This is a genomic window from Streptomyces flaveolus, assembly GCF_014648815.1.
GTDB lineage: Bacteria > Actinomycetota > Actinomycetes > Streptomycetales > Streptomycetaceae > Streptomyces > Streptomyces flaveolus.
The window spans coordinates 25,849-39,489 of sequence record NZ_BMRV01000015.1; the positions used below are offsets into that span (position 1 = coordinate 25,849).

10 protein-coding genes, 1 tRNA gene and 1 pseudogene are annotated in these 13,641 nt (G+C 71.7%); 7 read left to right on the forward strand and 5 right to left on the reverse strand.

Annotation, left to right across the window (positions count from 1 at the left end; genetic code table 11):
- Window positions 1-5 precede the first annotated feature (5 nt).
- From kdpA to IEZ05_RS28820, 3 genes are read left to right on the forward strand one after another with little or no spacing between them, the layout of a single operon-like run.
- Window positions 6-1,670: a potassium-transporting ATPase subunit KdpA gene (gene kdpA / locus IEZ05_RS28810; protein ID WP_189233194.1), complete on the forward strand. Its 1,665-nt coding sequence runs from the start codon at window positions 6-8 to the stop codon at window positions 1,668-1,670.
- The gene (kdpB, locus tag IEZ05_RS28815; RefSeq protein WP_189233195.1) at window positions 1,667-3,832 is read left to right on the forward strand and encodes a potassium-transporting ATPase subunit KdpB; all 2,166 of its coding nucleotides are present in this window, start codon (window positions 1,667-1,669) and stop codon (window positions 3,830-3,832) included. Before kdpA ends, kdpB begins: the two co-directional genes overlap by 4 nt.
- Window positions 3,833-3,837: 5 nt before the next feature.
- Complete coding sequence (locus tag IEZ05_RS28820; RefSeq protein ID WP_189233196.1) at window positions 3,838-4,506, forward strand: potassium-transporting ATPase subunit C; 669 nt, start codon at window positions 3,838-3,840, stop codon at window positions 4,504-4,506.
- 9 nt (window positions 4,507-4,515) lie between these two features.
- Here the strand turns inward: IEZ05_RS28820 and IEZ05_RS28825 are convergent, their stop codons facing one another.
- Window positions 4,516-5,421 (reverse strand): LysR family transcriptional regulator, encoded by a 906-nt coding sequence (locus tag IEZ05_RS28825; RefSeq protein WP_189233321.1) that lies wholly within the window; start codon window positions 5,419-5,421, stop codon window positions 4,516-4,518.
- Window positions 5,422-5,501: 80 nt separating this feature from the next.
- Between IEZ05_RS28825 and IEZ05_RS28830 the strand changes: the two genes are divergently transcribed.
- Together IEZ05_RS28830 and IEZ05_RS28835 are read left to right on the forward strand one after the other, a co-directional pair.
- Window positions 5,502-6,479, forward strand: coding sequence for an EamA family transporter (locus IEZ05_RS28830; protein WP_189233197.1), 978 nt, complete (start codon window positions 5,502-5,504; stop codon window positions 6,477-6,479).
- On the forward strand, window positions 6,476-7,144 hold the full coding sequence (locus tag IEZ05_RS28835; RefSeq protein ID WP_229869908.1) for an NAD(P)-dependent oxidoreductase: 669 nt from the start codon (window positions 6,476-6,478) through the stop codon (window positions 7,142-7,144). Before IEZ05_RS28830 ends, IEZ05_RS28835 begins: the two co-directional genes overlap by 4 nt.
- A gap of 309 nt (window positions 7,145-7,453) precedes the next feature.
- On the opposite strand, the pseudogene IEZ05_RS36985 reads toward IEZ05_RS28835, so the two are convergent.
- The 4 genes and pseudogenes from IEZ05_RS36985 to IEZ05_RS28855 form a co-directional block, all read right to left on the reverse strand.
- A pseudogene (locus tag IEZ05_RS36985) lies at window positions 7,454-7,717 on the reverse strand (hypothetical protein); the annotation flags it as partial.
- A tRNA-Arg gene (locus IEZ05_RS28845) sits at window positions 7,688-7,760 on the reverse strand. The gene IEZ05_RS28845 and the pseudogene IEZ05_RS36985, both read right to left, overlap by 30 nt.
- Window positions 7,761-7,805: 45 nt before the next feature.
- Window positions 7,806-9,443: an IclR family transcriptional regulator domain-containing protein gene (locus IEZ05_RS28850; RefSeq protein WP_189233198.1), complete on the reverse strand. Its 1,638-nt coding sequence runs from the start codon at window positions 9,441-9,443 to the stop codon at window positions 7,806-7,808.
- A gap of 94 nt (window positions 9,444-9,537) precedes the next feature.
- A complete protein-coding gene (locus IEZ05_RS28855; protein WP_189233199.1) occupies window positions 9,538-10,836 on the reverse strand; it encodes a M6 family metalloprotease domain-containing protein in 1,299 nt (432 codons plus the stop codon).
- Between the two features lie 363 nt (window positions 10,837-11,199).
- Here IEZ05_RS28855 and IEZ05_RS28860 point away from each other — a divergent pair, with 363 nt between their 5' ends.
- Together IEZ05_RS28860 and IEZ05_RS28865 are read left to right on the forward strand one after the other, a co-directional pair.
- Entirely contained in the window at window positions 11,200-11,853 is a 654-nt protein-coding gene (locus tag IEZ05_RS28860; protein WP_189233200.1) for a TetR/AcrR family transcriptional regulator, read from the forward strand.
- Window positions 11,854-12,013: 160 nt separating this feature from the next.
- Entirely contained in the window at window positions 12,014-13,549 is a 1,536-nt protein-coding gene (locus tag IEZ05_RS28865; protein ID WP_189233201.1) for an MFS transporter, read from the forward strand.
- The last annotated feature ends 92 nt before the right edge of the window (window positions 13,550-13,641 follow it).

Here is a 13,641-nt window from a genome sequence, read left to right on the forward strand (position 1 = left end):
ACCGCATGAGCCCCGTCCTCGCCGGCGTGCTCCAGCTGCTCGCGCTCATGGCCGCGCTGGCGCTCGCCCACGTCCCCCTCGGCACCTACATGGCCAAGGTCTACTCCTCGCCCAAGCACCTGCGGGTCGAGAAATGGATCTACAAGGGCGTCGGTGCCGACCCGGACACGGAGATGCGCTGGCCCGCGTACCTGCGCGGCGTGCTCGCCTTCTCCCTGGCCGGGGTCCTCTTCCTCTACCTGCTCCAGCGGCTCCAGGGCGTGCTGCCCGGCTCGCTGGGCTTCGCCTCGATCGACCCGGACCAGGCGTTCAACACCGCCGCCTCCTTCGTGGCCAACACCAACTGGCAGTCGTACTACGGCGAGCAGGCCATGGGCCACGTCGTGCAGACCGCCGGCCTGGCCGTGCAGAACTTCGTCTCCGCCGCCGTCGGCATCGCCGTGGCCGTCGCCCTGGTCCGCGGCTTCACCCGGTCCCGCACCGGCGAACTCGGCAACTTCTGGGCCGACCTGGTCCGCGGAGTCGTCCGCCTCCTGGTGCCGCTCGCCGCCGTCGCCGCGGTCGTCCTGGTGGCCTGTGGGGTCATCCAGAACTTCTCCGGCATCCACGAGGTCGGTCAGTTCACGGGCGGCACGCAGGAGTGGAACGGCGGCGCGGTGGCCTCTCAGGAGGCCATCAAGGAGCTGGGCACCAACGGCGGCGGCTACTTCAACGCCAACTCCGCCCACCCCTTCGAGAACCCGACACCCTTCACCAACCTCTTCGAGATCTTCCTGATCCTGCTGATCCCGGTCGCCCTGACCCGCACCTTCGGCGTCATGACCGGCTCGGTGCGCCAGGGCTACGCGATCCTCGGCACCATGGCCACCATCTGGTTCGGTTTCACCGCCCTGATGATGTGGACCGAGTTCGCCCATCACGGCCCCGCGTTGCAGGCGGCCGGCGGCGCCATGGAGGGCAAGGAGGTCCGGTTCGGCATCGGCGGCTCGTCGATCTTCGCGGTGTCGACCACCCTGACCTCCACCGGTGCGGTGGACTCCTTCCACTCCTCGTTCACCGGCCTCGGCGGCGGCATCACCCTGCTCGGGATGATGCTGGGCGAGATCGCGCCGGGCGGTGTGGGCTCCGGCCTCTACGGCATGCTGGTCATGGCGGTCATCGCGGTGTTCATCGCGGGGCTCATGGTCGGGCGCACGCCCGAGTACCTGGGCAAGAAGATCGGCACCCGTGAAATCAAGTGCGCAGCCTGCTACATCCTCGTCACCCCGGCGCTGGTCCTGACCTTCACCGCCGCGGCGATGGCCCTGCCCACCCCCGGCAACTCGATGACCAACAGTGGGGCGCACGGCTTCTCCGAGATCCTCTACGCCTACACCTCGGCCTCGAACAACAACGGCTCGGCCTTCGCGGGCCTGAACGCCGACACCCAGTGGTTCAACACCACCCTCGGCCTCGCCATGCTGCTCGGCCGCTTCCTGCCCATGGTGTTCGTCCTGGCGCTCGCCGGCTCGCTCGCCGAGCAGAGGCCCGTCCCGGCCACCGCGGGCACCCTGCGCACCGAGAAGCCCCTGTTCACCGGCCTGCTCGTGGGCGCCATCCTGATCATCACCGGTCTGACCTACTTCCCGGCCCTGGCCCTGGGCCCGCTCGCCGAAGGGCTGGCGTCATGACCACCGACACGCAGAAGCACGAGGACGCGATGTCCACAGCCACCCCGACCCGGGCACCCCACGACGACGCACCCACCCAGCCCGATCAGGGCCGCGTCGGCGCGGGCCTCTTCGACCCGAAGCAGCTGGTCAAGTCGCTGCCCGACGCCTTCCGCAAGCTCGACCCGCGGGTCATGGTGAAGTCACCCGTCATGTTCGTCGTCCTCGTCGGATCCGTCCTGACCACGGCCTTCTCCCTCACGGACCCCGGCGACCGGTTCGGCTGGACGATCAGCGCCTGGCTCTGGCTGACCGTGCTCTTCGCCAATCTCGCGGAGGCGGTCGCCGAGGGCCGCGGCAAGGCCCAGGCCGACACCCTGCGCAAGGCCAAGACCGGCACCGTCGCCCGCAAGGCCGACGGGACCGTGGTCCCCGGCACCGAGCTGAGGATCGGTGACCTGGTGGTCTGCGAGGCCGGCGACATCATCCCCGGCGACGGTGACGTCGTCGAGGGCGTCGCCTCGGTCGACGAGTCGGCGATCACCGGTGAGTCGGCACCCGTCATCCGTGAGTCGGGCGGTGACCGGTCCGCCGTGACCGGAGGCACGAAGGTGCTCTCCGACCGGGTCGTCATCAAGATCACGACGAAGCCGGGTGAGACCTTCATCGACCGGATGATCAACCTGGTGGAGGGGGCGGCCCGGCAGAAGACACCGAACGAGATCGCGCTGAACATCCTGCTGGCCTCGCTGACCGTCGTCTTCCTGCTGGCCTGCGCCACCCTCCCGCCGTTCGCCGACTACGCCGGCACCCACCTGACGATGGCCGTGCTCGTGGCGCTGCTGGTCTGCCTCATCCCGACCACGATCGGCGCCCTGCTCTCCGCGATCGGCATCGCGGGCATGGACCGACTGGTGCAGCGCAACGTGCTGGCGATGTCGGGCCGCGCCGTGGAGGCCGCCGGTGACGTCTCCACCCTGCTGTTGGACAAGACCGGCACGATCACGCTCGGCAACCGGCAGGCGGCCGAGTTCGTGCCGGTGCGCGGCACCACCGGGGCCGAGCTCGCCGACGCGGCACAACTCTCCTCACTGGCCGACGAGACGCCCGAGGGCCGCTCGATCGTCGCCCTGGCCAAGGAGGAGTACGGGCTGCGTGGACGCCCACCCGTCGCCCACCACCACCGTTCCGAGAAAGGGCTTCGCGCCTTTGATTCGGGCGACCTGGTCGGTGCCGAGTGGATCCCGTTCACCGCGCAGACCCGCATGTCCGGCGTGGACGCCGACGGGCGCAAGGTCCGCAAGGGCGCCGCCGGCTCCGTCGTCGCCTGGGTCCGGGAGCGCGGCGGCACGGTGGCCGAGGACGCGGACACGACCGTCGAGCGCATCTCCGCAGCAGGCGGCACACCGCTGCTCGTCGCCGTCGAGGACGAGCGCGGTGCCCGCGTCCTCGGTGTCATCCACCTCAAGGACGTCGTCAAGCACGGCATGCGCGAGCGGTTCGAGGAGCTGCGCCGCATGGGCATCAGGACCGTCATGATCACGGGCGACAACCCGCTGACGGCCAAGGCGATCGCCGACGAGGCGGGCGTGGACGACTTCCTCGCGGAGGCCACGCCCGAGGACAAGATGGCGCTGATCAAGCGGGAGCAGGCCGGCGGCAAGCTGGTCGCGATGACCGGCGACGGCACCAACGACGCCCCCGCGCTCGCGCAGGCCGACGTCGGCGTCGCGATGAACACGGGCACGTCGGCCGCCAAGGAGGCCGGCAACATGGTCGACCTCGACTCCGACCCGACCAAGCTGATCGAGATCGTCGAGATCGGCAAGCAACTCCTCATCACCCGCGGCGCGTTGACGACGTTCTCCATCGCCAACGACGTCGCCAAGTACTTCGCGATCATCCCGGCGCTCTTCGCGGCCGTCTACCCCGGCCTGGACAAGCTCAACATCATGGGCCTGTCCTCGCCCGACTCCGCGATCCTGTCCGCGGTGATCTTCAACGCGCTGATCATCGTCGTGCTGGTGCCGCTCGCGCTGAAGGGGGTGCGGTACCGGCCCATGAGCGCCGACCGGATGCTGCGCCGCAACCTCGCCGTCTACGGACTGGGCGGGCTGATCGCCCCGTTCGCCGGCATCAAGCTCATCGACCTGATCGTCTCGCTCGTCCCCGGGATCGGCTGACAGACATGAACACCTCCGTAACCAGCACCGCCCGGCTGCTCGCGGCGGGCCTGCGCGCCCTCCTCGTCCTGACCGTGGTCACCGGCATCGTCTACCCACTCGTGATCACCGGCATGGCCCAGGGTCTCTTCCCCGGCAGGGCGAACGGCTCGGAGATCACGGCGGACGGCAGGGGCGTCGGCTCGTCCCTGATCGGTCAGTCGTACAACCTGCCGCTCAAGGGGGGCCAGGAGTCCCCGGAGCCGGACCTCAAGTGGTTCCAGGGCCGACCCCAGAACGGCCTCGGCACCAACACCGTCAACACCCAGTACGACCTCATCCTGTCCGGAGCCACCAACCGCTCCGCCGACAACCCGGAACTCGTCCAGTGGGTGAAGGACGCCAAGGACGCCGTGGTGAAGGACAACTCGGTGCCCGGCTACACCGTCCACCCCTCCGACGTGCCCGCCGACGCGGTCACCTCCTCCGCCTCCGGCCTGGACCCGGACATCTCCCCCGATTACGCGCACCTCCAGGCCCACCGGGTCGCCGAAAGGAACGGCCTGCCCGTCGAAGAGGTCCAGAAACTCGTCACCGAGCACACGGAGAACCGCACCCTCGGCTTCATCGGCGAACCCCGGGTGAACGTGCTCCGGCTCAACATCGCGCTGAGGGCGCTCGCGGGGGAGAGCTGACAGGGGGTTTCAGGGCGCTGTGGACGGCGGTCCGATCCCGAGGACGTCGAGCATCGCCCGGGTGGCCGGGCTCGGGTTGAAGCGGTTCCACACCAGGTACTCGACGCGATGCGGCCCGTCGACCACCGGCACCAGCGCCAGTCCGGGGTCCTCGGCGGCCCGCGGCCGGATGAACGCCGACGGCAGCAGCGCGACGCCGAGCCCGCGCGCGATCAGCCGGGTGATCAGCTCCACGACGCCGACTTCGTACGCGACATGGCGGGCCAGACCCGCGGCGGCGAACGCCTGATCGGACTGGGCCCGGGCGGGCGTCCCGCTCACGAAGTCCACGAACGTCTCCTCGGCGATCTCCCGCAGCGTGACCCGGGAAGCCCCCGCGCCCGCCAGCCGGTGCCCGGCCGGCACCACCAGCACATGCTCGTCGTGAGCGAGAACGACGCACTCCACACCCGGAGGACGGTCGCTCTCCGGCATACCGAGGAAGGCGATGTCCAGGTCTCCGTTCCGCACCGCCGCGGCCAGTTCGTCGCTGCGCCCGGAACGGAGGGCTACCTGGACGACCGGGTGCTGGGCCCGGTACCGCTGCAGCAGCTCCGGTACGTCGACGGCAGCCGTCGTCACGATCACGCCGACGGCGAGTCGGCCGCGTACGACCCCGGTCGCGGCGGCGGCATCGGCAGCGGCGCGATCGGCAGCGGCCAGGCACTCGCGTGCGCCGGCGACGAACGCCATACCCGCAGGGGTCAGTTCGACACGGCGGCTGGACCGGGCGAACAGCTTGACCCCGAGTTCCCGTTCCAGACCGGCGATCCGGTGACTGAGCGACGACTGCACCACGAAGCAGCGCTCGGCGGCGCGGGTGAAGTTACGGGTTTCGGCGACGGCGACGACGTAGCGCATCTGCTGGAGGTCCACGTCCTCATCGTTCTGGTTCATGACTGCGATGACAACCATGTGTTGGACGCATGGGTGGGCGGGAACTGAGACTCCCTCATATGCAGACCACCACCGCGCGGGCACCGGGACCGCCGAGCATCCCGTACGCGCACCGGGCGGCCACCGTCGCACTGACCGCACTCGCCCCCGCGTCCTGGGGCACCACCTACGTCGTCACCACGGAACTGCTCCCGTCCGGGCACCCGCTGTTCGCGGGGATGCTGCGCGCCCTGCCCGGCGGACTGCTGGCGCTGGCGATCACACGCGTGCTCCCGCGCGGGGCCTGGTGGTGGAAGGCCGTCGTCCTCGGCGCGCTCAACATCGGTGCCCTGTACCCCCTGTTGTTCGTGACGGCCGAACGACTCCCCGGCGGTGTCGCCGCCACCCTCGGCGCCGCCCAGCCGCTGATGGTCGCCGGGCTGGCCGTCGTGCTGCTCCACGACCGGCCGACGGCCTGGCGGTTGACCTGGAGCGTGCTCGGCGTGGTCGGCGTCGGACTCGTCGTACTGGGGCCGCAGGCCGGGCTGGACGCCGTCGGGGTCGTCGCCGGCCTCGGCGGTACGGCCGGCATGGCCGCCGGGATCGTCCTCACCAAACGGTGGGGCCTTCCCACGGGTGTCGGCCCCCTGACCCTGACCGGCTGGCAACTGACGGCGGGCGGCCTGCTCCTGCTCCCGCTCACCGTCGCGATCGAGGGGGCGCCGCCGAGCATCGACGCCGGGGCCGCCGCCGGGTACCTGTGGCTCGGCAGCGTGGGCGGACTGATCGCGTCCACGCTGTGGTTCCGCGGTCTCGGAAAGCTGCCGGTCGGCGCGTCCGCACCGCTGGTGCTGCTGTCCCCGCTGGTCGCGGCCGCCATCGGCATCGCGCTGGGCGAGTCCCTGAGCCTGCCGCAGACCCTCGGCTTCGCCCTCGCCCTGGCGGCGTTGCTGGCGGCGCAGCTGTCCGTCGGCGCGGCGCGCGGCGGTCGGACACGGGCCGGAATCCGAGAAGCCGAACTCCACGACGACGAGATACGAGAAGGACGGACCCGATGAAGACACGCATGACGATCGCCGTACTGGGCGCCACCGGGATGGTCGGCAGCCGGGTGGTCACCGAGGGCAGCGCCCGCGGCCACGAGATGCTGGCCCTGTCCCGGAAACCGGAGGGTGAGAACCCGGGGAACCCGAACGTCACGCCGATCGCGGTGGACGCCGGCGACGCACCCGCCCTGCGCGAGGCACTCGGGGGGACCGCGTCCCCTGGCGCGGCGGACGCCGTCGTCGTGACCTTGCGAACCGTGCCGGTCGACGAAGGGTTCCTGGTCGGCGCCACCCGGACGGTGCTGGACATCGCCGCACAGCTCGGGATCCGCGTCTTCGTGGTCGGCGGCGCCGGCGCACTGCGCAGCCCCGGCGACGGCGATCTGCTGGTCGCCGACGACCCGGAGTACGTACCGGCCGAGATCAAGGCCGTGGCCGCCGCGGGCGTCGCCCAGCTACGAACGTGCCGGTCCCACGCCCATGGCTCTTGGGTCTACCTGGGCCCACCGGCCCTGCTGGAACCCGGCGAACGCACGGGCCGCTACCGCCGCGGCACGGACACCTTGCTCCTCGACGCGGACGGCCGATCCCGGATCAGCGCCGAGGACCTGGCGGTCGCGGTGATCGACGAACTGGAGACCCCCGGCCCCGACCGCCTCATCACGGTGGCCTGCTGAACGCAGCCGTCCGAAGGCGTCACCCACCGACGACCGTCGCGCCGGGGCTCTGCGTGAGCCACCGCTCCGCGGCGCTCTTGGCCCGCACCAGGTGTCGAGCAGGACGGTGGCGACCGTGTTGGCGCCCAGGGGGAGCAGGACGGCCGTGAAGAGCAGCCCGAGCATGACGTAGGCGCGGCGGGGTCTGTGGTGGGTGCGCCGTCCGGCGGTGCGGGTGTACCCGAGGACGGCGAAGACGACCATGCCGGCGAAGACGAGGGCGAAGAGGTTGGACAGGAAGAGCACCAGGGCGCCCAGCGCGAGCCACCACGCCGTCTGGCCGGCGCAGACGCCGGTGACCACGAAGGGCGGTGCGAGGGAGATCGCGATGGCCCTTTCGACGTGAGTTCGTGGAGGGCGACCTGTTACGTGACTTCCCGCCCATGTGTGGGTGGGCCGCCCAGGGCGGGGAGGCGGACGTAGTGGCACGCGTGTGGCACGGCGCCTGAAACGGCTAAGGGCCAGCCTGGGAGGGAAACCCTCCTGAGCTGGCCCTTTTCTCTGTGCCCCCGGCAGGATTCGAACCTGCGACACCCGCTTTAGGAGAGCGGTGCTCTATCCCCTGAGCTACGAAGGCCCTGCGGTGGTACGGCTGTGCCACCGCCGACAGTGTAGCGGGTGGTCAGGTCGGGGGGACGGGGGTGAAGCGGCCCGCTGTGCGGAGGTCTGTCTCCATGGCGGTGGCCGTCCGGTGCAGTTCCGGGAGGATCTCCGTCACGCACGCCTCCGTCGTCCGGCGGGCCGCGTGCATCGCCACGTTCACCGCGGCGACGACCCGGCCCGTGCGGTCGCGTACCGGGACCGCGATCGAGCGCAGGCCGGCTTCCAGTTCCTCGTCGACCAGGGCGTAGCCCTGCGCCCGTACCTCTTCGCGGTCCGCGAGCAGGACGCGGCCCAGGGCGGTCGCCGGGGCCGGGAGGCGGGCGCCCACGGTGATGCGGGCGCTCATCACGCGGCTCGGGGAGGCCCGCGCCGTGTACTGGATCTCCTCGCCCGAGTCCGACAGGACGGCCAGGGCGGCCGACTCGTTGACCCGGGCCGCCAGTGCGGTCAGGTGGGGCTGGGCGATCTGGGGGAGGGAGAGGCGGGAGAGGGGCGGGAAGCCGAGGGAGAGGACGCGGGGGGTGAGGGTGAAGGTGCGGTCGGCGGACTGTGTCACCAGGCCCGCGTGTTCGTGGGTGATCAGGGCCCGGCGGACCGTCGCCCGCGCCAGGCCCGTCGCCTTCGCGACCTCCGTCAGGGTGAGGGCGGGCCTGCTCTCGCCGAAGGCCGTCAGTACGGTCAGGCCGCGGGCCAGGGACTCCACGAACTCCCGCCCCAGTTCCTGTTTCGACGCTCCCGTCCAGGTGGCGAGGCCCGCGGGCGGCGGGCCCGGCGCCGGTGGCGGGGCGTGGCGCAGGTCGTCCTCCATCTGCGTCACCGCCGAACGCAGCCGGGGCAGCAGGGTGGCGCGCAGGTCCTGTGCCGTGTGGCGGCTGGTGTGGCTCACCACGCTCGCCACGCACGCCACCCGGCCGGTGCCGGGATCCCGTACCGGGACCGAGACCGCGACCAGGCCCGGTTCGATCAGCTGGTCGTCCAGGGCCCAGCCGTCGGCCGCCGCCCTCGCCGTACGGTGCTCGAAGTCCGCGTCGGGGGCGGCGGCGTGGCCGCGTGGCGGTACGGAAGGGAAGGAGCGGTCCTCCGGGTCCGTCGCCCGGCGGTCGTGCCAGTGGCGCCAGTCGGGATCCGTCCACTCCGTGGCGAACAGCGGGCCCGGTGCGGTGCGTTCGGCGGGCAGCAGGTCGCCGATGCGGAAGCTCAGGGACATCGCCCGGCGGCGCGTGGCCTGGTGGATGAAGCGGACGCCGTCCCGGTCGCCGACCGCCAGGGACACCGACTCGTCCAGCTCGTCGGCGAGGGCGTCGGCCCGGTGGGACAGCAGGGCGGGGAGGCGCAGGGCGGAGAGGTAGGCGTTGCCCAGTTCCATCAGGCGGGGGGCGAGGGTCACGTCGCGGCCGTCCAGGCGGACGTATCCCATGCGGGCCAGGGTGGCCGTGACGCGGTCGACCGTGGAGCGGGCCAGGCCGGTGGCCTTCTCCAGCCCGCTGAGGCTGAGGGTGCCGCCGTCCGCCTCGGTCAGCCGCCGCAGGACGGCGATGCCGCGCAGCAGCGGCGTGACCGCCTCGGCCGGGGCGACGCCGCCTCCCGTGCCCTGCACCTGCCCAGCGCCCCCGGCGTCGATCGGGTCGGCGGTGTCGTTCGTGTCGTTGGCGGGCATCGGCTCTCCGGTACGGCGGGCGGGGCAGGCCTACCGTAATCCCGGTTTCCGGTCCCGGTCGTTCCGGTGACCCGCCGGCCGGCGCCCCGGGCCGTCAGCCCCGCGTCACCCGCACCTGATGGTCCCCCTTCAAGTCCGCCCCCGACACCGTGATCGTGACGCCCCGGCGAGGGTCCTTGAAGGTCTCGCCGGGGGTGAACGCGGCGTCCGAGAGTTCGGCGTGGACGTTGGGGCTGCGGGTGCAGCCGCCGCTGTCCTTGCGGGAGTCGTACACCGTCACCGGGCCCATCCCCGTGTCCACGTCCGCGTCGACCTTGTAGATCAGTACGCCCTCGCGGCAGACGGCCTCGTCGTTGCCCTCGCGGGTGCGCAGCTCGACCGCGTACCCGGACGTGCCGTTCAGCGGTACGACGACCAGCTTGTCGCCGCCCTTGCGGGCCAGCGGCGTCAGCGTGTACTCCGTCGTGCCCGGCTGCGACGCGCAGTGCACCTGGGACGGGTCGAGCCAGCCCAGCTTCCACTTGTGCCAGCCGAGCAGGTCGTTGTTGGCGCCCCAGTCCTCGCTCATGATGTCCCAGTGGCCGACCGCGCCCCCGCCCTCCTGGGTGTAGAGGTCGGGCAGGCCGAAGACGTGGCCGTTCTCGTGGGGGAGGACGCGGTAGCCGGTCTTGTCGTAGGAGCCGGAGCCGTCGTCCTGCCGGGAGTAGACGAAGGACGCGTTCGCCACCGGGACGCCGTCGGCGACCGGGGCCTCGGCGTTGCCGGCGAAGGTGACGGACAGGACCGTGTCCAGGGCGGAGGGGCCGGCGTTGGGCGTCACCAGCACGTTCAGCAGGTCGTACGCGCGGAAGTCCACCTTCGCGTCGGCCACCGACACCAGGTCCTGCACCAGGTCCCGGTAGCCGGGGTCGAAGGGGGCGCCGCGCTCTATGCCGTACTCGGCGAACGACTTGGGCATGCGCAGCCAGCCGTGGACCGGGCTCTCGGGGCGGTAGTCGAGGCGGCCGTAGGAGCTGGTGCGGAACCACTCCCTGGTCTGCGGGAAGAACTCGTCGTACCGCTCCAGGGCCTTGCCCTCGCCGGGCGCGTCGGAGAAGTCGATCATCAGGTTGAGAGCCCGGACGGTCCCGGTGGAGCGGGCGTAGCCGGACGAGGTCGGGACGCCTTCCGACATCTGGATCTCGGAGCCGCCGCTGATCATGCAGGGGCCGTGCGCGGAGGAGCGGGACAGGGCGGCCGGGCCCGGGCCGGCCGTCGAGGTACCGGGGGCGAGCCGGCCGGTGCCCGCCGAGGTGCTGACGGCGAGCGTCAGGACGGCGACGGTCGCGATCGCGGCCGGCCGACGCAGGCGTATCCGACGGCTCGGCGGCCGCACCTGCGGCTGCGGCTGCATGCAGACCTCCCGGACCACGGCAGCCGCCGGTCACCGGCTGCACCCTTGCGCTCACCCTGTGCCGAGGGGTGTGCGGGCGCTCGCTGGAGCGGACCGATCGTGGGTTTCTCGCGAGTAGCCGTCGGCGGCGTCCGGGACCGGGGTGTCCGTGCAGCTCGCGGCCCCTTCGCGACCCGGCGGCGAGCCCGCGCGGGCACCCTCGGGGCAGGCCCTTCGAGGACAGCCGGAGGCGTGTGACGCAGGTCACCGCGAATCGTTCCGAGTGCGGGAAATAACCGGGGACCGTCTCCCCGTTTAGCCCTGTGTCCGAGCGAAACGGGGAGACGATCCCCGGATCGCCACCCCAGTCCCGAGGAGTACGCCGTGCAGACCGCCACCCCCGTGCAGCGCAAGGCGACCCGGCCGCGCGCCGACGCCCTGCGCAACCGGGAGCGGATCGTCACCGCCGCCCGGGAGATGTTCGTCGAGCACGGCCCCGACGTGCCGCTCGACGAGATCGCCCGCCGGGCCGGTGTCGGCAACGCGACGGTGTACCGCAACTTCCCCGACCGCGACGCCCTCGTCCGCGAGGTCGTCTGCTCGGTCATGGACCGTACGGCACGGGCGGCCGAGCAGGCCCTCGCGGAGACCGGCGACGCGTTCGAGGCGCTGGAGCGCTTCGTGCACGCCGCCGCCGACGAGCGGATCAGCGCGTTGTGCCCGATGGTGTCCAGCACGTTCGACCAGCACCACCCCGACCTGGAGGCGGCGCGCGACCGCGTCGAGCGGCTCGTCGCCGAGGTCATGGAACGGGCCGCGGCGGCCGGGCAGCTCCGCAGTGACGTGGGCGTGGGCGATGTGATGATCGCCGCGGCCCAGCTCAGCCGGCCCCCGGCCGGTACGGGGTGCGTGAGCGCCGACCGGTTCGTCCACCGCCATCTGCAGCTGTTCCTGGACGGGCTGCGGGTTCCCGCCCGCTCCGCCCTGCCGGGTACGGCCGTGACCCTGGAGGACCTGCGCCGGCCCTGCGACCAGTAGTCCACCACCAGTACCTCCGCGACCAGCAGTCCCGTCACCAGTAGTTCCGCGACTCATGGCCGTCCGACCTGAGGACGCCGGCCCCCGTGGCCGTCGCCCGGGTCCAGTCGTCCCTTTTACCGACCTTTTTCCGTCACGAAGTCCCGAAGTGGGTATCCCCATGTCTCAAGCAGCCGTCAAGGCTCCCGGCGTCCCGGACGCCGGCCGCTGGAAGGCGCTCGTCTTCATCGCGCTCGCCCAGCTGATGGTCGTCCTCGACTCGACCATCGTGAACATCGCTCTGCCATCCGCCCAGCAGGATCTCGGCATCTCCGACGGCAACCGGCAGTGGGTCGTGACGGCCTATGCCCTCGCCTTCGGTGGTCTGCTGCTGTTCGGTGGCCGCATCGCCGACCTGTGGGGACGCAAGCGGACCTTCGTCCTCGGCCTGGCCGGCTTCGCCGTCGCCTCCGCGCTCGGCGGTGCGGCCACCAACGAGGCGATGATGTTCGGATCCCGCGCTCTCCAGGGTGCCTTCGGCGCGCTGCTCGCGCCCGCCGCGCTCTCCCTGCTCGCCGTGATGTTCACGGACGCCAAGGAGCGTGCCAAGGCGTTCGGCATCTACGGCGCCATCGCCGGTGGCGGTGCCGCCGTCGGTCTGATCCTCGGCGGCTTCCTCACCGAGTACCTGGACTGGCGCTGGACCTTCTTCGTCAACGTCCCGTTCGCGGTCGTCGCCGCGGCCGGTGCGTACCTGGTCATCCGTGAGCCCGAGGGTGGCCGCAACCGTTCCCCGCTCGACGTCCCCGGCGTGATCCTGTCCACCCTCGGGCTGGTAGCGCTCGTGTACGGCTTCACCCGCGCCGAGTCGGCCGGCTGGAGCGACGGCCTGACCATCGGCATGTTCGTCGGCTCCGTCGTGCTGCTGGCCGCCTTCGTGCTGGTCGAGCAGCGGGTCAAGGCCCCGCTGCTGCCGCTGCGCGTGGTCACCGACCGCAGCCGCGGCGGTATCTACCTCTCGCTGGGCCTCGCCATCATCGGCATGTTCGGCCTGTTCCTCTTCCTCACCTACTACCTGCAGATCGTGAAGGGCTACTCGCCGGTGAAGACCGGCTTCGCCTTCCTGCCCATGGTCGCGGGCATGATCACGGGCTCCACCCAGATCGGCGCCCGCCTGATGACCCGTGTCCCGGCCCGTCTGCTGATGGGTCCCGGCTTCCTGGTCGCCGCCGTCGGCATGCTGCTGCTGACCCAGCTGGAGGTCGACACCTCCTACGCCGCCGTGCTGCTGCCCGGCATGCTGCTGCTCGGTCTCGGCATGGGTACGGCGTTCATGCCCGCCATGTCCCTGGCCACCCAGGGAGTGCAGCCGCGGGACTCCGGTGTCGCCTCCGCGATGGTCAACACCTCCCAGCAGGTGGGCGGCGCCATCGGTACGGCGCTGCTGAACACGATCGCCGCCTCGGCCACCACGTCGTACATCGCGGACCACATCGGCGGCGCGGCCGGCCGGTCCCAGCAGCAGCTGGTCCAGCTGGAGGGCATGGTGCACGGCTACACCAGCGCGATCTGGTTCGCCGTCGGCATCCTGGTGGCCGCCGGTGTGATCGCCCTGACCTTCGTCAACGCCGGCCGTCCGGGCAGCACGCCCGTCACGGGGTCCGGCTCCGGCGACGGGGTCGAGGACGAGCTGCCGGTGCCGGTCGTCGCCCACTGACCGGCCGGTGATACCCCTCGGGTCGTGAGCACCACCCGTGCCACCCGTGCGTAGGGGGAGGGGACGCCCCGTACGCACGGTTCCCCGCGGAC

Bases quoted from the DNA above. Each gene is read 5' to 3' on its own strand.
- kdpA (WP_189233194.1), top strand. From the start codon at position 6: ATGAGCCCCGTCCTCGCCGGCGTGCTCCAGCTGCTCGCGCTCATGGCC.
- kdpB (WP_189233195.1), top strand. From the start codon at position 1,667: ATGACCACCGACACGCAGAAGCACGAGGACGCGATGTCCACAGCCACC.
- IEZ05_RS28820 (WP_189233196.1), top strand. From the start codon at position 3,838: ATGAACACCTCCGTAACCAGCACCGCCCGGCTGCTCGCGGCGGGCCTG.
- IEZ05_RS28830 (WP_189233197.1), top strand. From the start codon at position 5,502: ATGCAGACCACCACCGCGCGGGCACCGGGACCGCCGAGCATCCCGTAC.
- IEZ05_RS28835 (WP_229869908.1), top strand. From the start codon at position 6,476: ATGAAGACACGCATGACGATCGCCGTACTGGGCGCCACCGGGATGGTC.
- IEZ05_RS28850 (WP_189233198.1), bottom strand. From the start codon at position 9,443: ATGCCCGCCAACGACACGAACGACACCGCCGACCCGATCGACGCCGGG.
- IEZ05_RS28855 (WP_189233199.1), bottom strand. From the start codon at position 10,836: ATGCAGCCGCAGCCGCAGGTGCGGCCGCCGAGCCGTCGGATACGCCTG.
- IEZ05_RS28865 (WP_189233201.1), top strand. From the start codon at position 12,014: ATGTCTCAAGCAGCCGTCAAGGCTCCCGGCGTCCCGGACGCCGGCCGC.